The organism is Streptomyces curacoi, from assembly GCF_001513975.1.
Taxonomy (GTDB): domain Bacteria; phylum Actinomycetota; class Actinomycetes; order Streptomycetales; family Streptomycetaceae; genus Streptomyces; species Streptomyces curacoi.
In genome coordinates, this window is sequence record NZ_KQ947985.1 from 472,292 (window position 1) to 496,414 (window position 24,123).

Consider the following 24,123-nt stretch of genomic DNA (forward strand, 5'->3'; position numbering starts at 1 on the left):
ACGGCCCCAAGACCGCCCAGCAGCTGCTTCCTCCCGAGATCCCCCGCCCCGTCCTCCACCATGTCCACGACTGGGAGGCCGCCGACTGGGCCTACCGGGCGGAGCTGTATCAGCACACGGACGCCACTGTCGTCTCCCGCACACCGGTCCTCGAACACGGTCCGGCCCTCCCTGATGCATGGTGGGCGCAGCTGCGGACGGCACTCGACTCCCTTGCGGAAGCCCCCACCGAACGCATCGCGGTACGCGAGGAGTACATCCGCCGAGCCGTTCCCCGATACACGGGTCGGGACGTCGATGAGATCGAATGGTGCACCGCTCACGGCGATTTCCACTGGTCAAACCTCGGCGGGCCCGACCTCACCATCCTCGACTGGGAGGGGCTGGGGCCGAGCCCCGGTCGCCTTCGACGCCGCCCAGCTTTATCTCTACTCTCTCCACGCCCCCGCCACGGCAGCACGAGTGCGGGAGACTCTCACACACATCCTCGACACACCGGCCGCACGCGTGGCAGTACTGACCGTCTGCGCCCAGGTGATCCAGGCCGCCGACCGCACGCCGTTCTACCAAGAGCTGATGGGTCCGGTGAAGGAGTACCTGGACGCGACATACAAAAGGCGGACATCAAGTGCCTAACCCCCCGACCCTCGGCGCACGATCGCACGGCATGAGGGCAGGCACCGACTCGTACAGGGCGTCGGTGGAGATCAGATGCTGGGAGGTGCAACGGCGGGGTTGATCTGGCCTCTGCGTATTGCTTGGAGGAGGTGGGTGAGTGGGGCGCGGGTGGTGGTGAGGATCGTGGCGGGGTCGTCGGACTCGCGGAGGTGGAGGGTGGTGGGAGTGCCGGCCGCGAGTTCGACGCAGGTGTTGCCCTCGCCTCCGCCGGAGAACGTGGACTTCTGCCAGAGGATGGCCTGAGTCATGTGGGCGCCTCACAGTTCCTTCGTGATGCGGTGGATGAAGTCCCGTGACGCCGTGGGGTCCAGCGACGCCTTCTCCACCTTACGGAAGAGTGTTCGCAGCCGTTTCAACTGTGCTTCTGCATCAATGAACATGATTCCGATGGGGGCGTCACGGAGCCCAGTGTCCAGTTGGGGCACCGGACCTCCCATGTACACCATTGAGGCGTCGGCGCCGGCGAAGCCGTCCTGATCGGTCGGAATGACACGTACGGTGACGTGTCCTCGCTCGATCTGGTCCAGGATCAGGCGGAGTTGGGCCAGGGACGTCTGGCGGTCGGCCACGCGGATACGAAGGGCGAACTCGTGCACGATTGTCTCGTACGGGGTCGGGCTGTCACCTTCGATGACGGCACGTCGCCTCATCCGGTGTTCAACCCGTGGCGCCAGTTCGCTCTCAGGCAGCTCCGGACGCATGTATCCGAAGACAGCGCGTGCGTAGTCCGGGGTCTGGAGGAGCCCGGGAACATGGGTGATTACGACTTCCTGCAGGAACGTCGCATGATGCTCCGCCTCTGCCACGTCCAAGTTCACCTGCGGTAGGACTCCTCTGTACTCGTCCCACCAGCCCCGCGTGCGGTCGGTTGCGATGGCCACCAGGGCATCGATCAGCTCCTGGTCTGTGCAGGCGCAGTGAGCTGCCAGCCTGCGCAGCCGCTCCTCGCTGATCGCGGAACTGCCGGCTTCGATCTGACTCATGTGCGCCGAGCTCGACCCTAGGAGCGCGGCCACCTCCTTGGCCGGCTTCCCCGCTGCTTCCCGGAGTTTGCGCAGCTCTGAGCCCAGGCGTACCTGTCGTGCTGTGGGCTGGCTCCGCATGGTCATCCGAGTAACTGCCTCTCTGGGACTCCACGTTCGGATGTCAGATTACGCGAGGCAGTTGCGCGGGTAGTAATTTCTACCCTACGTTCAGTGATGCGGCGCACACGCTACGGAACGCAGAGCTCGGAAGCGCACCGCTCCGTCCTGCTATGACGGCTGCGGCAATGACACCGGCCCGGAAATCAACTCCCCTCCCCTCGAAGGAGCAGACGCATGCCCGAAACAGAAGCCACCGAAGCCTGGGAGTACTCCCTCTCCATCCCCCACGACCCCCGAGCCGTCACAGTCTGTCGCCGAACCCTCCGCCTGATCCTGACCATGCACGGACTCATCCGCCTCGCTGACACCGCCGAACTCCTCGCGGCGGAGCTGATCTCCAACGCCGTACTCCACACGAAGGGCCCCGCCATCCTCCGAGTCCGCTGGTCGGCCGGTGTCCTGCGTATCGGTGCCTGGGATGCGGATCCCGAACCGCCCGATCCGACTCGCGAGTTGCCCCTCCTGGACGACACCGAGCACGGCCGTGGCCTCGCCCTCGTACGGGCCTGCGCCGACCTGTGGGGCTGGCAGCCGCTGGCGAGGAACGGGAGTCGGGGCAAGTACGTGTGGTGTGACCTCGTCGCGGCGTAGTTCGTTGATCACTTCGTATGGAAACGGGGTGCGGATGGTCAGTTCGTCGCACGAGGGTCTGCATCAGCTCTGCATCCCGATTCCCGAACCACGCGAGTTCGCGGTCCTCAACGCGGACCTGACGGAGATCGAGCCGGTCGAGCGACGTGTGGACACGCTGTTGCAGGCGGAGACGGACGAAGGGACGTACCTGCTGGTCGTCGAGTCCCAAGGGAAGCGGGACGACGACAAGCGAAGCAGGGCGTATTACCTCTCGTATCTGTACGCGAAATATCGCTGGGAGCCGGTGCTGATCGTCCTCACCCAGAGCAAGTCCACCGCGCGCTGGGCGGCACAGCCGATCCGTCTGGGCCTGCCCGGTTGGCACTCGCTCACCGTACGACCGTTGGTGCTGGGCCCGGAGAACGTGCCGCTCATTGCCGATGAGGCGGAAGCCAAACGGGATGTGTTCCTCGCAGCGTTCTCGTCGAGTCATGCCTGGTCGATGCCCGGGCGAGGCAGATCTGGAAGGAGCTGATGATGCCGGTGAACTACTTCTTCCGGCATGAGGTCGCCGAGAAGGTCCGTGAAGAAGGCCGGGAAGAGGGCATCGAGCAGGAACGCGTCTCGATGATCCTCCGGATCCTCGACTGGCGCGGCATCCCGGTCCCGGATGCCGTTCGTGACCGGGTGAAGGCCTGTTCCGACTTGGATCAGCTCGAGGTCTGGGCCGAGCGGGCGGTCCACGCGACGATCGTGGAGGATCTGTTCGTCGACGACTGAGTCCGACTCGACGGCCGGACACACGGAACAACCCCCGTACCGCAGTCGCTGCCCGGCCGTGCGCCGGGGCCGTTCAGTAGCGCACTGCCCTGCCCACCTCTGCCCGCACCTCCCCGCCCAGGTCACGGGTGCTGCGTGCGGTGCCCTTCTCCGTGCCGCCCGCCGGTACGTCCGGCACGGTTGCCACGGTCGCGTCGAGCAGGTTGCCGTCCGCGTCGCGGAAGTCGACCTGTACGGCGAAGGACTTCGTCGAGCCGGTCGTGTTCCGCGCGGTGATCTCCACCTCGGTGCGGCCGTCCCCGTCGGTCGTCGGCTCGCCCAGCCGGACCGCGTCCTTGGCGTCGACGCCGCCCTTGATGTCGTCCAGCCGGCGGCCCGCCTCCGCTGTCGCCGAGGCGAAGGCGGACGCCGCCCTGCTCGCCACCGAGGAGGGCGTGTCCTCGTCGGTGCAGGACGTCAGGGTGGCGGCGACCACTGCGGCGGTCGTCGTGAGGATCGCGGCGGTCGTCCACCGCGTACGGTGACCGGGCATGGCGCCTCCAGCGGGTGCGTTCCGGCGCGCGTCGGAACCTGTGCGTCCGGGTTCCTCCAGTGAAGATCCGTACGCCTGCGCCCGCAGCCCGGACATCACTCGATCGGCCTTTCTCCCCTGGTGGCCGCCTCCCGGCGCGCGGATGGTCGTACCGACCGCAGAACACGACCGCGGAACACGCGAGAAGTGGGGTACGGCAGCCATGAGCCAGCAGCAGCCGCATGCGAGCGACGCGGCCCACAGCCCCCGTGGATCCCAGGCGACCCGGCCGCCCTCCGCCGAGGCCGGGCCGCCCTCCGCCGCACCCCGCGCCGGGGGACACCGGTCCGCGCCGTCCGCCGCCGGCTGGGCCACCGGCGGGCTCGTCTTCGCCGGTGTGCTGATGCTGGTGAACGGGCTCCTGGCCGTCCTCCAGGGCGTCTCCGCGATCGCCGAGGACGAGGTCTACGCCCGTATCGGCGACTACGTCTTCAAGGCCGGCCTCACCGCGTGGGGCGTCATCCTGCTCGCCCTCGGCGTCGTGGTCGCCGCGGTCGGCTACGGCATCCTCAGGGGCGAGTGGTGGGCCCGGATCGCCGGCATCTTCGTGGCGTCCCTCAGCATGGTCGCCCACTTCCTGTTCCTGCCGTACACGCCCGTCTGGTCGGTGATCATGGTGGGGATCAACTTCTTCGTGATCCTCGCGCTCGCCACGGCCCCGGACGCGCCCCGCGCTTCCCGGCGCGGTTCGCGGTAACGCCTCAGCGGCTCGGTGATCACGTAACCGGCGGGCGGGGCAGCCCCCGGGCTCCGTCGTCAGGGAGCTGCCCCTTCCCCTTCCGCAGCCGGGTTCAGACGTGCCCCAGGCCGCCGCCGCCGAAGGATCCGCTGGAACCGGGCAGCCAGCGTTTGCGGTGCTGGTCCTTGCCCCGCTTGGTGGCCGCGTGGTGCAGCTCGTGCGGCAGGAGCCGTTCCCCGCCCTGCGAGTGCGGCATTTCGTCCGGTTCCCTCATCTCCCGGATCTCATGGACCGGGCCGGTGTCCGGCAGATGCGGCTGCTCATCGGGCTTGGGCCGGGGCAGCTCCTTGTCACGGACCCGCATGCCGAGCTGCACGGCCCAGATCAGGGCGCCGGCGATGAACAGGCCACCCACAAAGGCGCCGACCACGTTGAGTACTTCTCCCGACGTGGCCGCTATTACAAACGTCGCCGTACTCATGCCTCAATTATCACAGAAATGGACGAATAGGCTCCTGCTGGGACCCGTCCGAACCCGGTTCCCGCTCGTCTACGCGCGTTCCTCGCCGGCCGGCCCGGCGGCCTCCAGCTCGGTGAAAAGGGTCAGCTGCAGGGCTCCGGGTGCTTCGAGACGGGAGTTCAGGGAGTTCCAGGGCGTGCGGGTGGGTTCCGCCAGGACCTCGGCTCCGGCAGCCGCCAGTCTGGCCGTGGTGGCCCGGGAGTCGTCCACCTGGAAGGCGACCCGGACATGGCCGGCCACCCGTCGGCCCACCTCGACCTCGTCGATGAACTCGGCGTGGTTCGGATCGGTCAGCTCCAGCGTCGCCCGGCCGGCGTCGAGGATCGTGACCCGGCCGTCGGGGGAGGAGAACGCCCCGCGCTCCGGCAGGCCGAGCACGTCCCGGTAGAAGCGCAGCGCCTCGTCGTAGTCGGCCGCCGTGACCACCAGACGGAGCTCGCGTACGGGGGATTCGCTCGGTGCGTCGGACATGTTCGGCTCCTCGGAGTCGGCGGCTGTGGGCAACCTGCGGTCATGACTCGTGAACCTCGGCTCCTGGTCCGGTGATTCCCGGCCGACCCGGCTCCGGAGACGTACGGCGGAGCCAGAACGTGACGACGACCCGAACTGCTCGGCATGGCTTGGAGTTGACCGGGAGCACGGTTCACACACCGAATTGTTGCCCAGTCAATTTACGCCCCAGTTTGTGTTCTTCACGCCCTGTGCAGGAGGTGATATTCGGGGTGTTCCGTAATAGATTACTCATGAGAGAGAGAAGGTGAAGAACATGCTGAGGTACACAACCCCGACTGTGGTCCGACTAGGACGGATCGAGGAACTCACCGGGCAGCTACGCCGCGGCGTTCCCGACCTCTTCGCTCACGGCAACATCCTGTGACGGACCGTCGGCCCGGCCCCTCACCTGCTGCGTCCCGCGGCCCGGGAGGGGCCATGGCGTCCAGCGTGGTCAACACCTCCGTGGCGTCGGGTGGTTGTTTTTCCTTTCAATGGTTGAGCCATCGTCTTCTTTTTGTCGGGCCGCCCGTGTTCCGTCCATCACTGGAATTCGTCCAGAGAATTACGGAGGCAACTGCCGAGGCGCGACACGAAATCCTCGCCCGCGTTCTCGGAGACCTGCCCGCGGAACTGTCCGGCTGTGTCGCCACACCGCACCGCACCCTCATATTCCGCGGGCTGTGCAGCCCCGACCAGATATTCCACCGAAGGACGGACGGCAACATCTCCTGGTCCACGGACCCGAGAGACCTCCTCGACACCCGCTTCGGCCTGACGGACCTCGACCGCGAGACGCTGTGGCGCAGTTGCCGAGGCGAGGACGCCTTCCTCTACCCGGGCCTCGGACCCCTGCTGCGCCCCGGCCAGTTCGTCACCCTGGGCCCCCGCTCCACCCACACCGGGACCTACGACCGCGCCACCCCCCTCGACCTCCCGCGCCACACCCCCCTGCGCGCGTACGCCCGCCTCACCTACGAGCTGCTGCTGGAGGAGACCCGCCGCTGCACGGGCCTCGGCCGCGTCGGCATCCTCCTGTCCGGCGGCGTCGACTCCGCCACCGTCCTGGCGGCGCTCACCGACCACGGCGTGGACGTGACGGCCTACCACATGGGAACCGACGACCCCTCGGCCGACGAGTCCGCCTACGTCCGCCAGGTGTGCCGGCACCTCGACGTGCCGCTGGTCACCATCGACCGCGTCACCGACGACGAGGACTACTTCCCCACGACCCGTGACCTGCCCCACCCCTTCAACCACGTCTGGCTGCGCACCCTGGAACGCCTCGCCGACCGCATCGCGGCCGACGGCATACGGTTCGTGGTGTCCGGCCTGGAAGGGGACACGCTGTTCGGCCCGCTGCGCTACGGGCTGCACGACATCCTCGCCGCGGACGTACCGCCGTACGAGAAGTGGCGCATGCTGCGCGGGCTGCTCGGCACCCGCTGGGAGCTGAGCCGGCTGCTGCGCAGCGCGCGGCCCGCCTACTCCCTGTACGCCGACCCGGAGGCCCTCGCGGAGACGGAACTCGGCAGCGACTTCCTCGTCCCGCATCCGGACGCCGCACCCGAGCCGTACGACCTGGACTACGAGCCCCAGGAGAACACCCTGAACCTCGCCCTGTGGCGGCCGCGCGGCATCCACCTGGGCAAACCGCTCGGCGGCCGGTCGCTGCGCTGCCTCGCGGCCCGGCTGCCCGACGCCTACCGCCTGATCCCGCACGCCGGGCGCACCATCGACAAACCGGTGCTGCGGCTGGCCGCCGCCCACCGGCTGCCGCCCGACGTGTGGCGGCACTACGGCCGGACCTGGCTCGGCTCCCCCGACGAGACCTGGTGCCTGCGCCACCCCGACGCCCTGGACCGCGTCCTCGGCGCCCCGGACGCCCGGCTGACCGCCCTGGGCGTGGTCGACCCGCACCGGCTCGGCGAGGTGCTCGCCGACCCGCGGGCGCTGCGCCGCAACGCCGAGAACCTGCTCTGTTCCGCGATGGTCGAGCTCTTCCTGCGCGACCTGGAAGCACGATGTCGACCGGTGTCCACGGCCGACGACCGGAGGTGACCCGCATGCCGCTGCTCCGCCTGACCGACCAGACCACCTTCGATCCCGCCGACGGCACGGGACTGCTCCTCGACGGCGCCGAAGGCACGTACTACGAGCTGAACCCCGTGGCCACGCTCATGCTCCAGGCCGCGCTCCGCTACGACAGCACCGACGAGGTCGTACGACACCTGGGCGAGCGCATCGACGCCACCGACGCGGTGCTGCGCGAGGGCCTGACCACGCTGACCGGCAGGCTCACCGAGTCCCACCTCGCCGAACCGGCGCCATGAAGAGCCTGAAGAACCCCACCGCCGACTGGGAGTTCCTGCTCTGGGACCCCGGCCCGCCACCGCCCCGCCCGCCCCGGTGGGCCCGGCTGCTCGCCGCCGCCCGCACCGTCCGGGCCGCCCGCCTGCTCAGACGGCGCGGCTGGCCCGCGGCCCAGCATCGGCTGCGCACCCTGCGACCGGCCGTACGGGACGTCCCCGCACCGCCGGAGGCGATCCGCGTCGCCCGCCGCGAGGTGCTGTCCTGCCTCACGGCCCTGCGCCTGGCCGACCCGGACGCGCTGTGCCTGCCGCGGTCGTACGCCCTCGCGACGTACTTCACGACCCTCGGCCTGCCGGTCCAGATCGTCGTGGCGCGGCAGCGCTCGTCGATCGGCGGGCGGTTCGCCTGCCACGCCTGGGCCGAGCTGTACGGGGAGGTGCTCGCGGACATCCCCGGCGTGCGGACCGGCTTCACGGTGCTCCAGCGGTTCGGGTCGGAGCATGTGCGCGGCGTCGACACGGAGGTGCCGGAGCGCCGTACGGCCGAGGGGCTCGGCGACGGGAGGGCCGTATGACCGATGCCCCGGCACGCACCGGAGCGCAGGAGATCCGCCGGGTGCTGCGCGGCCACGGCCGCCGGATCTGCGGGGCCGCGGCGCTGGCCCTGACGGGCTCCGCGCTCGCCCTCGCCCAGCCCCTGGTGGTCAAGCGGGTCATCGAGGCGGCGGGCACGGGCGGGCCGACGGGCGGGGCCGTCGGACTGCTGGTCGGGCTCTTCCTCGCGCAGGCCGCCGTGCAGGGGCTGGCCCGCTATGTGCTGGCCCGCACCGGCGAGGGCGTCGTCCTCGGCCTGCGCCTGGACATGATCGCCCATCTCCTGCGGCTGCCCATGCGGACGTACGACCGCCGCCGCACCGGCGATCTGATCTCCCGCACGAGCGCCGACAGCACCGCCCTGCGGCTGCTCGTCTCCGAGGGCTTCACGGACGCCGTCACCGGCAGCATCGGGCTCGTCGGAGTGGTTGTCCTGATGGTGTGGCTGGACTGGGTGCTGTTCCTGCTGGTGCTGGCCGTGATCGCGGTCGGCTCGCTTGCGGTGGCGTCGGTGCTGCGCGGCATCGAACGCGCCTCGCTGCGCGCCCAGCAGGCCACGGGCGCGATGACCGCGGAGCTGGAGCGGGCGCTGGGCGCCATCCGCACCGTGCGCGCCAGCCGCGCCGAGGAGCGCGAGACGCTGCGCATCGGGGCCGAGGCCCGGTCGGCGTACGCCCAGAGCGTGCGGGTCGGTGCCCTGGACGCGGTGGTCGCGCCGGCGGTGATGCTCACCATCAACGGCTCGTTCCTGCTGGTGCTGCTGATCGGCGGCATGCGGGCGGCGGGGCGGGACGGCTCGGCGGCCTCGGTGGCCGAACTCGCCGCGTTCCTGCTCTACATGCTGTATCTGATGGCCCCGGTCGCGGCCGTCTTCCAGGCGCTGAGCACCATGCGCCAGGGCCTGGGCGCGCTGCGGCGCATCACCGAGGTCCTGGACCTGCCACCGGAGCCGGAGGCGGAACCGCAACCGGTGACGGTCCCGAAGCGCTCGGCAGCCGCCGCCCCCGTACTGGAGTTCCAGCACGTCCGCTTCGGCTACGACCCCGCCCGCCCGGTCCTGTACGACGTCTCCTTCACCGTCCCCCCGCACGGCCACGTCGCCCTGATCGGCAGCTCCGGCGCCGGCAAGTCCACGGTCTTCGCGCTGGCCGAGCGCTTCTACGACCCCGACGCCGGCCGCGTCCTGTTCGAGGGCCGGGACGTGCGCACCCTGGACCGGGCCGCGCACCGCGCCCGGATCGGCCTGGTCGAGCAGCACGCGCCGGTGCTGTACGGCACGCTGCGCGAGAACCTCCTGTACGCCGCGCCCGACGCGGACCCGGCCGACCTGGCGAGGGTGATCGAACTGGCCCAGCTGACGGAGCTGGTGGCCCGCTCACCGCACGGTCTGGACACGGAGGCGGGCGAACGGGGCATGTCCCTCTCCGGCGGCGAACGCCAGCGCGTCGCCCTGGCCCGCGCCCTGCTCACCCACCCCGCCCTGCTGCTCCTCGACGAACCCACGGCCCACCTGGACGCGGCCAACGAGGCGGCGCTGCGCCGCTCGATCCGCCGGATCACCGAGGAGTGCGCCCTGCTGGTGATCGCCCACCGCTCCTCCACGATCCGCGCCGCCGACGCCGTCGTGGTCCTGGACGCCGGCCGGATCGCCGCCACCGGCACCCACGACGAACTGCTGGCGAGCAGCGATCACTACCGCCGTCTGTCCCAGGCCGGGGTCGCGGCGCACCGGTGAACGGCGGTGGGGCCGGGCCCCACCGCCTGCCGGCCGGTCAGCCCTTGCCGAGCAGCTTGTTCATCTCCGCGATCTCGGCGGTCTGGGCGGTGATGACGGCGTCGGCCAGCTTCCTGGCCGGCCCGTACCGGCCCTGCTCCTTCTCGGTGCCGGCCATCTCCACCGCGCCCTCGTGGTGCTCGATCATCATGGTCAGGAACATGGTGTCGAAGTCCTTGCCGGACGCCTTCTTCAGCTTGTCCATGTCCTCGGTGTCCATCATCCCGGGCATGTCCGAGCCGTCCGAGCCTCCGGAGTGACCACCGGAGTGACCGCCGGAGTGGTCCATGCCGGGCATGGACGAGGGCACGTCCTCGCCCCAGGACTCCAGCCAGCCGGACATCGTTTCGATCTCCGGGTCCTGGGCCTTCTCGATGCGGGAGGCGAGGTCCTTGACCTCGGCGGAAGAGGCCTGGGTCGCAGCCATCCCCGCCATCTCAAGGGCCTGCTGGTGGTGCGGGATCATGCCCTGCGCGAAGGACACGTCCTGGTCGTTGTGGGCTTCGGCGGTGGCGTCGGCGCTCGCCGAGGCCGACGTCCGCGCGCCGGAGCCGGTGTCGGAGCCGTTCCCGCCGCAGGCGGCGAGAACGAGGGCGGCGGCGGTGGCCGTCGCGGCCAGGGCGGCGCGACGCATGAGAGTACGCGTGCTGGTCATGCTGAGAACTCCTGCGAAGGATGTGGGTCACCGCGCCCATGAGGGCGTGGCACGGGCATGGCTGAGCGCCGTGCGCCCGCGACGGGGTCCGCGACGGGTTCCGTGACGGGGACGGCTCGGCCTTGTCCTAGGTCCGCAGGATCTGCAGTTCGGCCAGCGAGGGAGGGGCGCGCCCGCCGTCGGGCGCGACGGCCACGGAACGGTCGTCGAGGTCGCCCGTGACGGCCGTGTCGGCCGGATCGAGGGCCAGGGCCGGCAGCACGGGGCCCGCGCCGACGGCACCGGAGGCGCAGGTCGGGTCGGCGTGCCGGGCGTGTCCGCCGCCGGAGTCCGCGCTGTGGCAGACGGCCTCGTCGGTCATGGCCGTCATAGCCGTCAGGGCCGTCACATGGGCGCTCATGGGGCGCTCGTGCGCGTGGTGGGACGGGGCCGCGACCGCGTTGCCGGGGCCGAGCGCGTGCATCCCGAACAGTCCGGCGAGCAGCCCGAGCACCAGAAGCACCCGCCACGACCCCGGCATCCGGAGCGGCAGCGCACGGTGGTGCTGTGCACGGGCTGTCACGCCCTCATCGTACGTAGGCCGCCCCGGGCGGGTTCACCAGGCGTCAGAAGTTCGAGATCACGCTCGTCAGGACCTCCCTGATCGTCTCGGGATGCTCCCGGGCGTCATAGGCCCGGCCGCCGCTGGTGGTGGCGATCTGCTCCAGCACGCTCTTGCCGCTCGCGTCGGCCTCGTCCGCCTTGGAGCCGTAGGCGATGGTGAAGACCCGGACGCGCTCACCGGCTCCGCCGACCTTCTTCAGCACGTCCTGGAGCTCGGTGGGGTCGGCGGGCACCCCTTCGTTGCGGCCGTCGGTGAGCAGGACCACCGCGTTGATCGCGGAGGGGTCGTAGTCGGCGCGCATCGTGTCCACCGCCGCGATGGTCGTGCCGTACAGCCCCGTGGCCCCGTCCGGCACCAGCCCCTCCACCTCGGCGGTCAGCTGCTCGCGCCGGGTGTCGGCGGACTTGCCGGGCACGGGCCGGGCCATGGGGCCGATCGGCACCAGCTGCCGGTAGTGGTGCTCGTCGTCGGCGTACGGCGCGCTGGAGAACCGCCACAGTCCGACCTCGTCGGTGTCGGCGAACTCGTCGAACAGCGCGGCCTTCGCGTTCTTCAGCAGCTCCATCTTGGTCTCCCCGGAGCCCGGCACGTCCTCGTTCATCGACGTGGAGGTGTCGATCACCACCAGGACATGGGCCCGTCGCCGCAGCGCCGGCCAGACTTCGAGGAGCCGGTCGAGCACGGCGCCCTGCGGGGGGTAGAAGTCCTTCAGCGGGGTGTCGGGGAGGGCGCCGTTGCCCTGGTTGACGAGGTCGGGTGCCTTGTTCTCGTGGGTGCGGTAGCCGTACGGCGCGAAGTGCTTGTGGTGCACCTCGGGATCGTGCAGGTGGGCGAGGAAGTCCGCGGAAACCTTTCGCTGTGCCGGGTTCATGTTGTTGAGCTGCACATAGGGGTGGTCGCTGACCGGGGTGCCGTCCTCCGGGTAGAAGGACACGAGCGGTGTGGTCGGCCGGTCGGTCCGCGCGCAGCCCTCCTCCTCGCTGAGCGCCCCGCACGGATAGCCGTTGTTGTAGGCCACGACCGAGTTCTCCTCGACCGTGACGGCGGAGATGTAGTCCAGCGCCGCCTCGGCGCCGCCGGAGTCGTCGGCCGCGCGCAGGTTCTTGAGGAAGGTCAGCGTCGTGTCGCCGTAGTGGACCGCGGACTTCTCGATCTGCCGGACGAAGTCCTGGTTGGCCGGCTTCTCCAGGTCGGCGGCGGAGAGCTCGCCACTGGTGTCCGTCACCGCGTAGAAGGCCCCCACGGTGGCGTTCAGCCCCGAGGTCGAGTAACTGGGGTTGGTCTTGCCCAGCTTGAGCGGCCCCCACTGCTCCTGCTGCCGGTCCCGCCAGAAGTCCCGGGAGTTCTTCGCCCACTGGGCGAGGTCCTTCCAGCCGACCGTGCTCTCCGGCCAGCCCAGCGCCTCGGCCATCTTCTTGGGCATCGCGATGGTCAGCGGGCTCTTCACGATCGCCGGCGCCGACGCCGGGAACAGGCCCGCGGTCTTGTCGTCCGCGCGGGCGCGGGCGAGCGCCAGCCAGTCACTGCTGGCCGGCGACCACACGTGGGGCTCGTCGCCCTCGCCCCAGCCCTCGGCCAGACGCTCCATCCCGGTGCCGGAGTTGACGTCGAAGACCGTGACCCGGACACAGGACTTGCCGCTCAGGCGCGGGCCGTAGTCCTCGGCGGCCCGGCGCAGTTCCTCCGAGAGGTCGACCGAGGCGGCGATGCGCAGGGTGGTGTTCTCCTCCTGGCAGCGCGGCAGCCCCGCGTCCTCCGTGTCCTTGCCGCAGCTGCTGATGACCCATCCGCCGCCGGCGAACACCACGACGGCCAGTGCCGCGGCGGCCCACTTGTGCCAGCGTCCGGGCTGGGCGGGCGGCGGTGGCGGTGGCGGTGGCGGTGGCGGTGGCGTCTTCGAGCCGCCCTGACGCCGGGACCCGTCCTGTGCACCGGACCCCTGGGAGTTCCCCTGCTTGTTCTCCGCGGGGAGCGGCCCCTGGGCCCGGGAGAACTTGGCGAGGACGGAACGGGCGAAGTTGGCCGCGTTGGCGGCGGCCCGCTCCTGGGCGCCGGAGGCGTCGGAGGCACCCTTGCCGCCGTCCGCCAGGTCACTGATGCCCCGGATGATGAGGGTGTCCAGGCCCGCGACATGCCCGGCCTGGGCGGCGCCGGCGCCCTCCATCTCGATGGCGGCGGCGTCGTTGTAGTGCTGCTTGATCCAGTCCCGGAGCGCGGAGTCGCGGCTGTCGAGGAGGACGTCACCGGCGGCGATGGGCTTGGTGTGGACCCGCTGCTTGCGGCGCAGCTCGTACTCGGCGGACAGCGCGGCCTGGAGCAGCCGGTACGCCGGCAGATAGGAGGTGGGGCGGGCCTGGAAGGACGTACCGTTCGCCCGGGCGCCGTGGATCGCGTACACCTTGCTGGCGACGACGACGTCCCCGAGGCGTATGTCGTCCTTCAGCGAGCCGGCTATGCCCACGAAGAGCTGGGCCTTGGGGCGGAACAGCTGGTGGCCCTGCATGGCGACCGCCGCGGCGGAGTCGTTGCCCTCGCCGGTCCGGGCGAGCGCGACCTGCCACCGGGTGTTCTTCAGGTGTCCGTGGAAGAAGAGCGTGCCGTCGTCATGGTGGACTTCCCTGCCATTGACGATGAGCTTCCGTACGGCTTCGTACTCCACGCGGAGCGCCGTCAGGATCACCACGGTGGGAGAAGTGTCTGTCACGTGACCAACCGAACCTCGACTCCGGCCTTTCCGTACAGGGCGTGCTGCACACGGTAACCGCGCAGGCCACGGGCGTACCCAAGTTCACCAAGCCTGACGCCTGTTGAGCCGGAATCGTGACGGTGCCGCCCCGTTCGTGCACGGGCCGGTCCGTCCGCGAGGAGGCGGTACGGACCGGCCGGGCCGGAGTGCGCCAGGTCGTTACGGCGTCACCTGACTGCCGCCGAAGGTCACGACGAGACGCCCGTCCGAGGCGAAGGACCAGCCGAGGGCACCGGAGTAGGAGGAGCAGCGGGAGCCGTTCGAGCCGGACCAGAACTGGTTCGAGCCGTCGGCGTCGCCGATGATCCGGTCGTTCGTGCCGCTGCCGCTGCGGCACGAGGTGTTGTTGCGGAACACCGAGGTGCCGGCGTCGAAGCTGAAGTTGCGCTGGACGTTGTCGATGCTGACGTTGTCCGACACCGTCATCGAGCCCGGGTTGCTGTTGTAGGTGAACCCGTGCTTGCCGTTCTTGTAGGCGATGCTGCGCTTGACGACATGGTTGACGGGGATGTCCTCGCCGCCAAGCTTGTAGCCGTTGCGGTCACCGTTGCCGGCCTGGGAGCCGTCGCTGAGGGTGCCGTTGGCGTAGGCGAGGGAGTCCTCGATGGTCACCGGGCCGATGGCCCCGGTGTCGGACTTGGTGTAGAGGTCCCAGCCGTCGTCGATGTTGTTGTGCGCCACGGTGTTGCGGAAGACGTTCCCGTTGCCGGTGGTGAGCTTCGCGGCGAAGCCGTCGGCGTCCTCACCGTCGGAGTCTGCGTTGTCGTGCGACTCGGCGCTCACGATGAGGTTGTTGGACGGCCACTGGTCCTTGGGCGTGGTGGAGGCGATCCGCCCGAGCTGGAGTCCCGTGTCGCGGTTGAAGCGCGTCACCGTGCGCTCGATGACGTTGTTGCTGCCGCCGACGTAGATGCCGTTGTCCCCGGCCCGCTCGACGACGAGGCCGTTGACGTGCCAGTAGGACCCCATCACCTGCAGCCCGCGGTTCGACGAACTCTCGCTCTGCGCCGAGAAGTTCAGCACCGGCCGCTCGCCCGGGTAGGCGGACAGCTTGGTCCGGGCACTCGACGTGCCGTTGTTGCCCACCGGGATGGTGACGGTCGACGAGTAGTTGTACGTCCCTCCGCGCATGTAGATCGTGCCGCCGGCGGCGATTCGGCCGATCGCGGAGGTGAGGGTGGTGGGCGCGGACTGCGTGCCGGCCGCGCCGTCGGTGCCGTTCGGCGCCACGTACAGCACCGGCCCCGTCGGCTGCGGGGTGGTGCCGCCGCTCGTCTCGACGTCCACGTAGTCGACGTTGGGCAGCCCGGCCGAGGTGGTCGGGTTGAGCCGGACGGTGTTGCCGCCCGCCTGGAGCGGCACGCTGAGCGTCTTCGTCGCCCAGGTCGACCAGGCGCCGGTGCCCTCGAAGGACGCCGAGGCGACCGTCGAGCCGTTCACGACGACGTTCGCGGCCCGTGCGGTGGTGGTGCCGTTGGCGAAGCGGATGTTCAGGGTCGCGGTGCCCGCCGCGGCGGCGCTCACCGTGAACTGGGCATAGCCGCCGGTGGAGTTGGTGCCGTTGCAGAACCCGCTGCCGGAGAAGCCGGTCCAGTCGGAGTCGATGGTGCCGGTGCAGACCGCCGGGGCGGTCTCGGCCTCGTAGCGGGTGGTCGCGGCCTCGGCGGTGGTGCCGGTGAGCGCGACGAGGGTGCCGGTCAGGAGGGCGACGGAGGCGATGACGGGCCTGACGGGCCCGACCGGTCTGGCTGCTCTCAGGTGCATGGGGCTGACCCCTTTCTGTTGCGGCTCGGGTGTGGCAACGTGGCGGGGTTCCACAGTGTGAACGGGCCGCGTGGCCAGACACCTCATTCAGGCAGGGAAAGCGCTTTCTCTGGACCGTAGAGGGCTGTCGTATACGCGTCAATAGGCGTGTGCATGATCGCTGTTCACGACCATGAACAAATGGATGGCCGAGAACCCGCGAACGGCTTTGCCATCTCTTTACAACCCGCCCCGCTGCCGCGTCGTCTCTCCGCTCGACCCGTCACCCAGCCCGCCGCGTACACGTACGGCAGTACCGGCCGGCCGACGAAAGAGAGCGACTCGATGCGCCGAACAGTCCTCAGCGCCCTGGCCCTTACCTGCACCGCCCTGCTGGCGAGCACCACCCCCGCGTTCGCCGACGGGGCCTCCCCGACCTCGGTCCCCAGCCCGGCGCCCAGCGCCCCCTCGGCCACCGCCGTCCCCGCCCCCAGCGCCGAACCGAGCACCGCGCCCACCCGCGAGGCATCCGCCGTGCCCTCGCCGTCCGCCGAACCGACCCGGGCGCCGGACGGCGGCCAGGTCTCCGTCGTACCGTCCGGGGCGCCCGACACCGGAGTCACACCGTCGGCCTCGGAATCCGGGACGGCGCAGGGCGCGCTGATCGGCGGGGGAGCCGCCGCGGTGCTCCTCACCGCGGGCACGGTCTTCGTCGTACGGCGTCGGCGGGCGAACGGGGCATGACGCCGCTCTCCAGGCGCGCCTTCGCCACGGCGGGGCTGTCCCTGCTGGTGGCGGGGTGCGCGGGCCAGGGAGCCGGACAGCAGGACACGGCCGCATCCTCGTCGAGAACCGGGGGCACGGCCGCCGGAGCGGAGAGTCCGGTGGGCGCGGACGGCATGCCCCCGCGGCGGTCGCGCTCGGGATCCGCGGACTCCGCGCGCGCCCTCGGCCGTTCGGTCCCGGTCCGGCTGGAGATCCCCGCCATCGGTGTCGACACCCCGGTCATGCGGCTGGGCCTGGCGGCGGACGGCACCGTGCAGGTGCCGCCGGTCACGGCCGACGACCGGGCGGGCTGGTACCGGCACTCACCTACGCCCGGCCAGGTCGGCCCGTCGGTCATCCTCGGCCATGTCACGGTGGGCGCCCACGGGGACGGCGTGTTCCGCGACCTCGCCCGGCTGCACCGGGGCGACCGGATCGTGGCGCGCCGGGAGGACGGCTCGTCGGCACGGTTCGCCGTCACCGTCGTACGGACCGTCGCCAAGGCGGACTTTCCGGCGGACGACGTGTACGGGGACGTGGGCCGGCCGGAGTTGCGGCTGATCACCTGCGGAGGGCCGCGCAGCGGCGACGAGTACCGCGACAACGTGATCGTCTTCGCCGCGCTGAGCCCCACGACGCCCTGAGCCCCCGCCCGCACGCGCAGTCACGGCACGGAACCGGTGCCGGGCCCACGGAACGTACGCCGACGGCCCGGCATCCTCCCCCACGAGTGCCGTGCGCGCTTCCTCCCGACCCACCACGACCATGGAGAGCGTTGAAACGGTCCCGAGACAAGGCGGCGTCCGAGCTGTTCACCGCCCTGTACCCACGCCTCGCCGGCTGGTGCCGCCGTCTGGTCGACGACGACGAGACGGCCCACGAGATCGCCTCCGAGGCGTTCACCAGGCTGTGGGCCCGCTGGAGTCGGGTGGAGGAACCGCGTGGCTTCCTCTACGTCACCGCGGCGAACCTGGTCCGGGACCACTGGCGCAAGCTGGAGCGCGAGCGCAGGGCGATGCGCCGGGCCACGACGGAGGCGGTGGTCAACTCCCGCACCGAACAGGCGGATCCGTCCGTCCGCCTGCTCGTCCAGTCACTGCCGGAACGACTGCGCACCCCGATCCTCCTCCACTACTACGCTGACATGCCGATCCGGGAGGTGTCCGCGCTGACCGGACGCAAGGAAGGAACCGTCAAGGCCGACCTCCACGCGGCCCGCGAACTGCTCCGCGTCCACCTGAGGAGAAGCCTTGACCACACGCTTTGACGACGACGACCTGGACGACGCGGACGGCCTGGAGTTCGCCGCCGACGACCCCCTGGCGGTCATCCTCCGGCCGCCTTCCGAGCGCCTCGCTCCCCCGGCCGGCCGCTACGAGGCGATCCGCCGTACGGCATCGCGCCGCCGCCTGCTGCGGACGGCGGCCGGGGTGGGCATGACGTGCGCCGTGGCGCTGCTCGTCGCGCTGCCGCTGCGCCTGGGGGCCTCCGAGGCGCCGACGTCTCCCACGCCCCCGCTGGCACCTGCGCCCACGAGCGGCCCTACGACGCCTGCCGCTCCGTCAGCGCCGCCGACGCCGAGCCCTTCGGCGCCGTCGACCCGGTCGGCGCCGACGAGCCGGTCGGTGTCGCCTACGCCGACGGTGCCGCCCGGGACCGCCGGTGCCGACTCCTCCGCGAGGCCGCGTGCGGAGGAGGGCGGGGCGGCGGGTGACGGCCGGGTGGCGGGCGGTTCGGCGGTTCCCACGCCTGCGGCGTCGTCCACGCCGACGTCCATGCCCAGGTCTGCGCCGGCGTCTGCGCCGACGTCTGCGCCCACGTCTGCGCCCACGTCTACGTCGACCGGTGCTGTCCGGCCGTAGGAAAGTGGCGCGAATCCGACGTTGCCAAGGTGTCTTGTGGGGCGCAGCCTGAGCGTTATGGGAGCGCTCCCATAGTTGCTCGCATAAGCGCCCCCATGGCGTCGCACCCCCACATCCCCCCACTGTGCGAAGAAAGAGGGAGACCGTGCTGCACCGAGAGTCATGTCACGTCCCGCAAGCTTGTCATGACCACGCCATGCATCGCTCCGGGTGGCGGCGGGCGCCCCGCCCGGCGCTCCTCCTGAGCGTGCTGGCCGCACTGCTTCTCTGCCTGATCCCCGGGAGCGGCACCGCCGCCGCCCACGGCTCGGTCGTCGACCCGGCGTCCCGCAACTACGGCTGCTGGCTGCGCTGGGGCAACGACTTCCAGAACCCGGCCATGGCACAGCAGGACCCCATGTGCTGGCAGGCATGGCAGGACAATCCCAACGCCATGTGGAACTGGAACGGCCTGTACCGCAACGGCTCCGCGGGCAACTTCCAGGCGGTCATCCCCGACGGCCAGCTGTGCAGCGGGGGCCGGACGGAGGGCGGACGCTACAACTCCCTCGACGCCGTGGGCGCCTGGAAGACCACGGACGTCGCGAGCAACTTCACCGTCCGGCTGTACGACCAGGCCAGCCATGGCGCGGACTACTTCCTGGTGTACGTCACCCGGCAGGGCTTCGACCCCACGACCCAGCCGCTGCGCTGGAGCGACCTCCAGCTGGTCGCCCGCACCGGTAAGTACGCTCCCAGCCAGAACTACTCGATCGACGTGAGTACGTCGGGCCTCAGCGGCCGGCACGTCGTCTACACGATCTGGCAGGCGTCGCACATGGACCAGACGTACTTCCTGTGCAGCGATGTGAACTTCCGCTGAGCGGCTGGTCCTTGGCGGATGCGGTGGGTCGGCGAAGCCGCTGCTTCGGGCACCGAGGGTTGCGTGGCCGCCGCCGACCCACCGCGATCACTCAGTCAAGGCAACGCATGTCACGCACGTCAGTGCATGTAAACGCATGTCAGCGAACGTCAGCGAACGTCAGCGCACATCGACGAAGTCGCCGGCCGTCCTGACCGCTGGAGTGGTGGCCGTGCCGGCGAAGTTCCAGCGCCAGTAGCCGTCGCGGTTGGCGGTGACGCCCGTCCTCAACTTGCCCGCGCCGTCGGTCTTGACGGTCTTGACGGTGGTGTAGGTGCTGCTGTCCTTCGGGCGGAACTGGAGCTGTACGGACTGATAGGTGTAGCCCGCGTAGACGTAACGGTCCCAGTTGGCCCGGGCGAGCTTGCCCGTGACCGTGATCGTCTTGCCCTTGGCGACCGGCTCGGGTGAGGCGTCGACGTTGAGTGTGGAGCGCCGCTTCACCGGATGGGTGCCGTAGACGTCGCTGTAGAGGTCCCCGTCCTTGGAGGACAGCTGGACGTACACGTTCCAGGGCCCGGCAAGGGTGTTGCGGGGCAGGTCGATGTCCCTTTCGAGCTGGACCGTGAGCTTGCAGGTGGACGTGGTGGTGCTGCTGGCCGTGCACGAGGGGACGCCGTGGTACGACCAGTAGTCGTCCCCCTTCTCCCGCTCGATCTGCAGAAACGCGCCGTCCTTGCTGATCCCCGAGTCGTCGGAGGCGGTCACCGAGATGGTGAAGGACTCCGTCCGGGAGATACCGAAGACGATGCTCTTGCCACCGTTCACGGAGACCTTCTTGATCTCCACACCGGTCTCCGCGGCATGCGCGGGCGCGACGGTGAGAGCGGAGCCGCAAAGGGCGAGGGCGCCGGTGAGAACGGCGCCTATGGATGCTGAACGCATGAATCCCCACATTGTCGAGCCGGCCCACGATCCTGGATCCCCCCCTGGTCGCGGGCGCGGCGGGTGGCGTGAGGATACGGCACGGGATCTTGCGGTGTCGCGGGGCGGCGGAGGTGCCCGGCAGGCGGTCGTCGCCGCCATGGACGTCAGGCGGTCCGGGGGACGATGCTCACCGCGCGGTAGTCATAGCCGTCCTGCTTGAAGCCGGGGGCTTCCCAGTCGAGGTCCACGCGCTGCCCGGGTGACAGCGTGCGGAACCCTGCCGCCTGGATGTCGGAGAAATGGCCGAAGCATCCGCCGGGTGTCTCGGGGCAGTCGAGGACGCCCCAGCCTTCCTCCTCGTGCCATTCACGGACCGTCGCAGTCACCATGCGGCAACCTTACGGAAGTGTGGTCGCTGAGCTCGGCGGACGGCTCACTCCCGACGTGGGGAGGCGAGCCAGCGATCGTCCTCGAACTCGGCAGGTACGTCGTCCTCCCACGGATCGATCCCGCGACGCTCCAGCTCGTCGAACCAACGGTCCCGCTGCGACTCCGGCAGACGTCGTCCGCACCAGGGGCAGAAGCCGATGGTGATGCTCGCTGTGCCGCCGTCATGGATGATCAGCCCGTACTCCTGGAACCTGGCGCTGAAGCGGATCAGCGCGTCCGGGCAGGAGAAGAGGTCGTCGTGCTGGTCACAGCGCATGTTCACGCGGCTGTTCATCGCTTCGCAGGGTGGGCGGCCGACACCTTCGCCACGGCCGTGCCGCACCCCGCCGAGGACGCCGCCGACCTCGACCCGAAAGCCTGGCGTGAAGGCATGCTGCTGGGCAACCGGCTGAACCAAGGAACTGCCCCCCTGGGAGGAGCCGGGGCAGGACTTCCTCGAAGGCATCATCGCGGCGACGGCGAAGCCGGTGGTGTCCTGAGACCCGCCCGGCTCGCAAACGACAGGGCCTAGTGGTGCCAGGCACGCCCGCCGGTGTTGTGGATGAACCGCTGCAGGACCTTGAGGGTGGTCAGGTACTCCTCGTCGGAAATGCCCGCGTGCCGTTCCGCCCACAGCTCGTCCTGAAGGGCCGCCGCCTTGTCATACGCGGCCCTTCCGTCGGCCGTGATGCCCAGGCGTCCCTCGGCGTCCTCGGTGATCCAGCCGTGGGCGATGGTCCGGGTGATCTCCGACTCCATGGCTTCGGGGCCCGCGTCGAGGTAGTTAGCGAGGAGGCCGGACACCTCGTCGCGGGTCTTGACGGTCTCGGCGCGTGCGACCTGCGCGAGAACCCACCACTGCGGCTGGGTCATGCCGATCCCGGCGAGGGCGGCCCGCGTGCGGGTGACGACGGCCTTGTAGGCCGCCCAACTCCAGTAGCCGATGGGCTGCCGGATCAGTTCGGCGTCGCTGTGCGAGTACTCCATGGCCTGTCTCTCCATCTTCGCTAGAGCTGGCTCGACGAGAGCGACCGTAGAAGCTCAACTGAACTTGAGGTCAAGGTTGTTGGCCCAGTGAGTCCCGCATGGCGGCGCGCGGATGCCGCAAGGCGGTGTCGTACGGGATGTGGGTGTCTGCCTCACCTCGCAGACGCTGGGTGGCGCCACCAGAAGCACCTCGTACCTGGCGGCGTAGGTCGCGATACCGGTGGTCAGGGGTACGGGCGGCGCAGGGCACTGTGCTCAAATACGCGGGCGGGGAGTGGCCGAAAAAGGAGGGGCACTGTGGGGTCGGCGGGGCGCAGGGTGATGCGGATCGTGGTTTGGCTGCTGATCGGTGCCGTGGCTCTCGGCGCCGGGGTGGCGATGGCCTTCGAGGTGCGGGGAGCGCTGGAGCGGGAGCGGGAGTTCCGTGCCGCGCCCAAGTGCGTCTCCGTCCCGGTGAAGGCGTCGTCGTGCCTGTGGGAGCAGGAGTTCACTGTCCGGAAGGTCGAGACGCACAGCGGAAGAAGGAGGGGCGGGTCACCGGAGGCGGAGTTGTTGCTGCCTTCCGGCCGGCCGTGGGAAGTGACGTTCCGGCGAACCGATCCGGTCATGTCGGACATGGAGCCGGGCGACAAGGTCATCGGCCTGATCTGGTACGGGCGGGTCGTCGAGGTACGGGACGCCGACGGACGGCGGCAGCAGACGTCGGCCGGGCCGGTGGGGTGGCCCGATGACCGCCTCGGTGGTGCGTTCGCCTGTGTGTCGTTCGGCCTGACCGCCCTCGTCGGAGGGGTGTGGGCACTCCTCGCGCGGGGCGATCGGCGTCGCGCGGCAGCGGCGACCGTCGTGCGGTGGCACGGCGTCGGCATGGCTGCCGCGGCCCTCCTGACGCTCTGGGTGCGGGTGGCCAACGACTGGCCGATATGGGCGATCCCGGCGATCTGGGGGCCGCTCGCGCTGCTCCTCCTGGCCTCCATGGTGGCCTTCGTCATCGCCGCCCTGCGCGGCGACCTGGTCGACGACGCCCCGTCCACCCCCCAGGTGTCTCCGTCGTCGGCGGCCTGGCCCGGCGGTACGGCGGCGGGGGCCGGGAGCGGTCAGTCCTGATTCCCGGGGGCCGTGCGCCGGCCGCCGGACGCTGACGCCGGACGCCGTCGGCCCGTGCGGCGCCGGAGTCAGTGTGCCGCGAACTGCACCCGCGTCGGCTGCAGCACGTCCGGCCGTATCGCCACCCCGTCGACCGTCAGCGCCTCACCGTAGATGTCGGTGATCCGGATCGCCCCGCCACACCCGCCCCCCTGCTCGGAGAGGAAGTAGTTGTACTCCGTGCGCGGCAGCTGTCGCCAGCCGTTCCCCTCCCGGACCTCCAGCCGTGCCACCGGGTTTCGGTGCCCGACGACCTGGATGCCGCACCAGTGGGAGCTGGAGCCGGTCTTGTAGCGGATCGAGAGGGGGTCGGCGGAGCCGGGGCTCAGCAGTGTCCAGGTGATCGGGACCTGGCCCGCCGAAGGGGCGGCGAGTTCGGCGAAGGCCTCGGGGCTGAGGTCGAGCTGGCCGGGGGCGCAGGGGAGCGGGCATTCGTTGGTGATGCGGACCGTGACCGAGGCCCCGCCCGCCGCGCGGACACGTACGTACGCCCCGCACGCCTTGGCCGTCTCGTAGTCGGTGTGGTTCATCGCCGCGGTCATGACGTCGTCGGTCGGGCCGTACAGGCAGGCGCCGTCGCCGTTGCCGGTGTCATAGAAGGTGGCGACTCCCTCGTAGGTGACCTGGGGGCGGACCCGTCCCGCCAACGGCGCCGAGGCCGAGGCCGGCTGCGGGGCGCGGGCGGACGACGGGGGCGCGGAGGGTGTGCCCGTGGGCGGGGGCGGGGTGGTCTTGGCAGCCGTGGGGGTGGCAGCCGGCGTCGACGGCTTCGGCTTCGGACGCGGGTCTCGTGTCGTCGGCGCGGGTGTCGACCGCGCGTCGGCGACGGGGGTGGGTGTGGCATGCCCGGCCGTGGGCTCGGAATCGGGGCGCAGGGCCGTGAGCACGGTCGCGGCCAGCGCCACGGCAGCCACGGTGGCCACGGCGACCAGGGCGGTGCGGCGCTTGGAGTGGGGGCCGCGGTGGGATCCGGGGTGGCGGGGGCTACGGCTGGGCCTGCGGCTGGACCTGCGGTTGGGTGGGGATGCCACGAATGAGTCCTTACGCGGTTCGGCAGAAGCAGAGCACGTCGGTCTGGTGAGGCTCCCGTTCAGGGGGCCTCCTGCGTGTCAGTGGTCGCCGGGGCCGGAAAGGTTGCCGGGGGTGGGAGGGGAGGAGGGGGAGAGGGGAACGGTGGGGGCAGGAGGAGGGACAGCGGGTCGTTTGGCAGCGATTGACAGCAACCGGTTGTCAGACACGCCACCCCGCAGCACTCCTGATTCTTTCGAAAACTGGTCATACCCCTTGACCCGGCCTTCCTCGC

Annotated in this window: 27 protein-coding genes and 1 pseudogene; 13 read left to right on the top strand and 15 right to left on the bottom strand. The window is 70.5% G+C overall.

What is annotated here, in order from left to right; translation table 11 throughout:
• Nucleotides 1-507: 507 nt before the first annotated feature.
• Nucleotides 508-636 (top strand): hypothetical protein, encoded by a 129-nt coding sequence (locus AQI70_RS40610; RefSeq protein ID WP_279616745.1) that lies wholly within the window; start codon nt 508-510, stop codon nt 634-636.
• A gap of 71 nt (nt 637-707) precedes the next feature.
• Here AQI70_RS40610 and AQI70_RS07610 read toward each other — a convergent pair whose 3' ends face one another.
• Nucleotides 708-926: a DUF397 domain-containing protein gene (locus AQI70_RS07610; protein WP_062145765.1), complete on the bottom strand. Its 219-nt coding sequence runs from the start codon at nt 924-926 to the stop codon at nt 708-710.
• Nucleotides 927-935: 9 nt separating this feature from the next.
• Complete coding sequence (locus AQI70_RS07615; protein ID WP_062145767.1) at nt 936-1,787, bottom strand: helix-turn-helix domain-containing protein; 852 nt, start codon at nt 1,785-1,787, stop codon at nt 936-938.
• A 210-nt stretch (nt 1,788-1,997) separates the two neighbouring features.
• On the opposite strand from AQI70_RS07615, the gene AQI70_RS07620 reads away from it, so the two are divergent.
• Entirely contained in the window at nt 1,998-2,414 is a 417-nt protein-coding gene (locus tag AQI70_RS07620) for an ATP-binding protein (RefSeq protein WP_062145768.1), read from the top strand.
• A gap of 34 nt (nt 2,415-2,448) precedes the next feature.
• Nucleotides 2,449-3,176: pseudogene (locus tag AQI70_RS07625) on the top strand (hypothetical protein).
• Nucleotides 3,177-3,249: 73 nt separating this feature from the next.
• Here AQI70_RS07625 and AQI70_RS07630 read toward each other — a convergent pair.
• Entirely contained in the window at nt 3,250-3,708 is a 459-nt protein-coding gene (locus AQI70_RS07630) for an FxLYD domain-containing protein (RefSeq protein ID WP_062145770.1), read from the bottom strand.
• Nucleotides 3,709-3,910: 202 nt separating this feature from the next.
• On the opposite strand from AQI70_RS07630, the gene AQI70_RS07635 reads away from it, so the two are divergent.
• Nucleotides 3,911-4,444 carry a DUF7144 family membrane protein gene (locus tag AQI70_RS07635; protein WP_062145772.1) on the top strand — a complete coding sequence of 178 codons (534 nt, stop codon included), beginning with the start codon at nt 3,911-3,913 and terminating at the stop codon, nt 4,442-4,444.
• A gap of 94 nt (nt 4,445-4,538) precedes the next feature.
• Here AQI70_RS07635 and AQI70_RS07640 read toward each other — a convergent pair whose 3' ends face one another.
• Both AQI70_RS07640 and AQI70_RS07645 read right to left on the bottom strand, forming a co-directional pair.
• The gene (locus tag AQI70_RS07640; RefSeq protein WP_062145774.1) at nt 4,539-4,907 is read right to left on the bottom strand and encodes a DUF6479 family protein; all 369 of its coding nucleotides are present in this window, start codon (nt 4,905-4,907) and stop codon (nt 4,539-4,541) included.
• A gap of 69 nt (nt 4,908-4,976) precedes the next feature.
• Nucleotides 4,977-5,417: a VOC family protein gene (locus tag AQI70_RS07645; protein ID WP_003999561.1), complete on the bottom strand. Its 441-nt coding sequence runs from the start codon at nt 5,415-5,417 to the stop codon at nt 4,977-4,979.
• A 552-nt stretch (nt 5,418-5,969) separates the two neighbouring features.
• Between AQI70_RS07645 and AQI70_RS07650 the strand changes: the two genes are divergently transcribed.
• The 4 genes from AQI70_RS07650 to AQI70_RS07665 are packed head-to-tail and all read left to right on the top strand — an operon-like array spanning nt 5,970 to nt 10,079.
• Entirely contained in the window at nt 5,970-7,499 is a 1,530-nt protein-coding gene (locus AQI70_RS07650; RefSeq protein WP_062145776.1) for an asparagine synthase-related protein, read from the top strand.
• 5 nt (nt 7,500-7,504) lie between these two features.
• Nucleotides 7,505-7,771: a PqqD family peptide modification chaperone gene (locus AQI70_RS07655; RefSeq protein WP_159042626.1), complete on the top strand. Its 267-nt coding sequence runs from the start codon at nt 7,505-7,507 to the stop codon at nt 7,769-7,771.
• Entirely contained in the window at nt 7,768-8,325 is a 558-nt protein-coding gene (locus AQI70_RS07660) for a lasso peptide biosynthesis B2 protein (protein ID WP_062145780.1), read from the top strand. Before AQI70_RS07655 ends, AQI70_RS07660 begins: the two co-directional genes overlap by 4 nt.
• The gene (locus tag AQI70_RS07665; RefSeq protein ID WP_062145782.1) at nt 8,322-10,079 is read left to right on the top strand and encodes an ABC transporter ATP-binding protein; all 1,758 of its coding nucleotides are present in this window, start codon (nt 8,322-8,324) and stop codon (nt 10,077-10,079) included. The genes AQI70_RS07660 and AQI70_RS07665 overlap by 4 nt, the downstream gene beginning before the upstream one ends.
• Before the next feature lie 37 nt (nt 10,080-10,116).
• On the opposite strand, the gene AQI70_RS07670 is transcribed toward AQI70_RS07665, so the two are convergent.
• The 4 genes from AQI70_RS07670 to AQI70_RS07685 all read right to left on the bottom strand — a co-directional run bounded on the left by AQI70_RS07670 (nt 10,117) and on the right by AQI70_RS07685 (nt 15,887).
• Nucleotides 10,117-10,773 carry a DUF305 domain-containing protein gene (locus AQI70_RS07670; RefSeq protein ID WP_062145784.1) on the bottom strand — a complete coding sequence of 219 codons (657 nt, stop codon included), beginning with the start codon at nt 10,771-10,773 and terminating at the stop codon, nt 10,117-10,119.
• 127 nt (nt 10,774-10,900) lie between these two features.
• A complete protein-coding gene (locus AQI70_RS07675) occupies nt 10,901-11,335 on the bottom strand; it encodes a DUF6153 family protein (RefSeq protein ID WP_341845946.1) in 435 nt (144 codons plus the stop codon).
• A gap of 43 nt (nt 11,336-11,378) precedes the next feature.
• Complete coding sequence (locus AQI70_RS07680) at nt 11,379-14,081, bottom strand: phosphorylase family protein (RefSeq protein ID WP_079051185.1); 2,703 nt, start codon at nt 14,079-14,081, stop codon at nt 11,379-11,381.
• Nucleotides 14,082-14,282: 201 nt separating this feature from the next.
• Nucleotides 14,283-15,887 carry a carbohydrate-binding protein gene (locus AQI70_RS07685; protein ID WP_062145788.1) on the bottom strand — a complete coding sequence of 535 codons (1,605 nt, stop codon included), beginning with the start codon at nt 15,885-15,887 and terminating at the stop codon, nt 14,283-14,285.
• Nucleotides 15,888-16,211: 324 nt separating this feature from the next.
• Here AQI70_RS07685 and AQI70_RS07690 point away from each other — a divergent pair, with 324 nt between their 5' ends.
• The 3 genes from AQI70_RS07690 to AQI70_RS07700 all read left to right on the top strand — a co-directional run bounded on the left by AQI70_RS07690 (nt 16,212) and on the right by AQI70_RS07700 (nt 17,898).
• On the top strand, nt 16,212-16,610 hold the full coding sequence (locus AQI70_RS07690; protein ID WP_062145790.1) for a hypothetical protein: 399 nt from the start codon (nt 16,212-16,214) through the stop codon (nt 16,608-16,610).
• Nucleotides 16,607-17,275: a class F sortase gene (locus AQI70_RS07695; RefSeq protein ID WP_062145792.1), complete on the top strand. Its 669-nt coding sequence runs from the start codon at nt 16,607-16,609 to the stop codon at nt 17,273-17,275. The genes AQI70_RS07690 and AQI70_RS07695 overlap by 4 nt, the downstream gene beginning before the upstream one ends.
• Nucleotides 17,276-17,406: 131 nt before the next feature.
• Entirely contained in the window at nt 17,407-17,898 is a 492-nt protein-coding gene (locus AQI70_RS07700) for an RNA polymerase sigma factor (RefSeq protein WP_062145794.1), read from the top strand.
• A gap of 105 nt (nt 17,899-18,003) precedes the next feature.
• On the opposite strand, the gene AQI70_RS40750 is transcribed toward AQI70_RS07700, so the two are convergent.
• Complete coding sequence (locus AQI70_RS40750) at nt 18,004-18,396, bottom strand: hypothetical protein (protein ID WP_159042627.1); 393 nt, start codon at nt 18,394-18,396, stop codon at nt 18,004-18,006.
• 293 nt (nt 18,397-18,689) lie between these two features.
• On the opposite strand from AQI70_RS40750, the gene AQI70_RS07710 reads away from it, so the two are divergent.
• Complete coding sequence (locus AQI70_RS07710; RefSeq protein WP_062145797.1) at nt 18,690-19,355, top strand: lytic polysaccharide monooxygenase auxiliary activity family 9 protein; 666 nt, start codon at nt 18,690-18,692, stop codon at nt 19,353-19,355.
• A 159-nt stretch (nt 19,356-19,514) separates the two neighbouring features.
• On the opposite strand, the gene AQI70_RS07715 is transcribed toward AQI70_RS07710, so the two are convergent.
• The 4 genes from AQI70_RS07715 to AQI70_RS07730 all read right to left on the bottom strand — a co-directional run bounded on the left by AQI70_RS07715 (nt 19,515) and on the right by AQI70_RS07730 (nt 21,677).
• Entirely contained in the window at nt 19,515-20,279 is a 765-nt protein-coding gene (locus AQI70_RS07715; RefSeq protein WP_062145799.1) for a hypothetical protein, read from the bottom strand.
• A 146-nt stretch (nt 20,280-20,425) separates the two neighbouring features.
• Nucleotides 20,426-20,650 (bottom strand): cold-shock protein, encoded by a 225-nt coding sequence (locus tag AQI70_RS07720; RefSeq protein WP_062145801.1) that lies wholly within the window; start codon nt 20,648-20,650, stop codon nt 20,426-20,428.
• A 44-nt stretch (nt 20,651-20,694) separates the two neighbouring features.
• The gene (locus tag AQI70_RS07725; protein ID WP_062145803.1) at nt 20,695-20,985 is read right to left on the bottom strand and encodes a DUF6980 family protein; all 291 of its coding nucleotides are present in this window, start codon (nt 20,983-20,985) and stop codon (nt 20,695-20,697) included.
• A gap of 233 nt (nt 20,986-21,218) precedes the next feature.
• Nucleotides 21,219-21,677, bottom strand: a complete 459-nt coding sequence (locus tag AQI70_RS07730; protein ID WP_062145805.1) for a MarR family winged helix-turn-helix transcriptional regulator — start codon at nt 21,675-21,677, stop codon at nt 21,219-21,221.
• 321 nt (nt 21,678-21,998) lie between these two features.
• Between AQI70_RS07730 and AQI70_RS07735 the strand changes: the two genes are divergently transcribed.
• Complete coding sequence (locus tag AQI70_RS07735) at nt 21,999-22,781, top strand: hypothetical protein (RefSeq protein ID WP_244181515.1); 783 nt, start codon at nt 21,999-22,001, stop codon at nt 22,779-22,781.
• 68 nt (nt 22,782-22,849) lie between these two features.
• On the opposite strand, the gene AQI70_RS07740 is transcribed toward AQI70_RS07735, so the two are convergent.
• Nucleotides 22,850-23,851 (bottom strand): expansin EXLX1 family cellulose-binding protein, encoded by a 1,002-nt coding sequence (locus AQI70_RS07740; RefSeq protein WP_279616746.1) that lies wholly within the window; start codon nt 23,849-23,851, stop codon nt 22,850-22,852.
• Nucleotides 23,852-24,123 lie beyond the last annotated feature (272 nt).

What these genes read in the sequence shown, in the direction of transcription:
- AQI70_RS07615 (WP_062145767.1), bottom strand. Translation starts at nt 1,787, where the DNA reads ATGACCATGCGGAGCCAGCCCACAGCACGACAGGTACGCCTGGGCTCA.
- AQI70_RS07685 (WP_062145788.1), bottom strand. Translation starts at nt 15,887, where the DNA reads ATGCACCTGAGAGCAGCCAGACCGGTCGGGCCCGTCAGGCCCGTCATC.
- AQI70_RS07665 (WP_062145782.1), top strand. Translation starts at nt 8,322, where the DNA reads ATGACCGATGCCCCGGCACGCACCGGAGCGCAGGAGATCCGCCGGGTG.
- AQI70_RS07635 (WP_062145772.1), top strand. Translation starts at nt 3,911, where the DNA reads ATGAGCCAGCAGCAGCCGCATGCGAGCGACGCGGCCCACAGCCCCCGT.
- AQI70_RS07725 (WP_062145803.1), bottom strand. Translation starts at nt 20,985, where the DNA reads ATGAACAGCCGCGTGAACATGCGCTGTGACCAGCACGACGACCTCTTC.
- AQI70_RS07610 (WP_062145765.1), bottom strand. Translation starts at nt 926, where the DNA reads ATGACTCAGGCCATCCTCTGGCAGAAGTCCACGTTCTCCGGCGGAGGC.
- AQI70_RS07730 (WP_062145805.1), bottom strand. Translation starts at nt 21,677, where the DNA reads ATGGAGTACTCGCACAGCGACGCCGAACTGATCCGGCAGCCCATCGGC.
- AQI70_RS07630 (WP_062145770.1), bottom strand. Translation starts at nt 3,708, where the DNA reads ATGCCCGGTCACCGTACGCGGTGGACGACCGCCGCGATCCTCACGACG.
- AQI70_RS07620 (WP_062145768.1), top strand. Translation starts at nt 1,998, where the DNA reads ATGCCCGAAACAGAAGCCACCGAAGCCTGGGAGTACTCCCTCTCCATC.
- AQI70_RS07640 (WP_062145774.1), bottom strand. Translation starts at nt 4,907, where the DNA reads ATGAGTACGGCGACGTTTGTAATAGCGGCCACGTCGGGAGAAGTACTC.
- AQI70_RS07695 (WP_062145792.1), top strand. Translation starts at nt 16,607, where the DNA reads ATGACGCCGCTCTCCAGGCGCGCCTTCGCCACGGCGGGGCTGTCCCTG.
- AQI70_RS07715 (WP_062145799.1), bottom strand. Translation starts at nt 20,279, where the DNA reads ATGCGTTCAGCATCCATAGGCGCCGTTCTCACCGGCGCCCTCGCCCTT.
- AQI70_RS07660 (WP_062145780.1), top strand. Translation starts at nt 7,768, where the DNA reads ATGAAGAGCCTGAAGAACCCCACCGCCGACTGGGAGTTCCTGCTCTGG.
- AQI70_RS07720 (WP_062145801.1), bottom strand. Translation starts at nt 20,650, where the DNA reads ATGGTGACTGCGACGGTCCGTGAATGGCACGAGGAGGAAGGCTGGGGC.
- AQI70_RS07690 (WP_062145790.1), top strand. Translation starts at nt 16,212, where the DNA reads ATGCGCCGAACAGTCCTCAGCGCCCTGGCCCTTACCTGCACCGCCCTG.
- AQI70_RS07655 (WP_159042626.1), top strand. Translation starts at nt 7,505, where the DNA reads ATGCCGCTGCTCCGCCTGACCGACCAGACCACCTTCGATCCCGCCGAC.
- AQI70_RS07670 (WP_062145784.1), bottom strand. Translation starts at nt 10,773, where the DNA reads ATGACCAGCACGCGTACTCTCATGCGTCGCGCCGCCCTGGCCGCGACG.
- AQI70_RS07645 (WP_003999561.1), bottom strand. Translation starts at nt 5,417, where the DNA reads ATGTCCGACGCACCGAGCGAATCCCCCGTACGCGAGCTCCGTCTGGTG.
- AQI70_RS07735 (WP_244181515.1), top strand. Translation starts at nt 21,999, where the DNA reads ATGCGGATCGTGGTTTGGCTGCTGATCGGTGCCGTGGCTCTCGGCGCC.
- AQI70_RS07710 (WP_062145797.1), top strand. Translation starts at nt 18,690, where the DNA reads ATGCATCGCTCCGGGTGGCGGCGGGCGCCCCGCCCGGCGCTCCTCCTG.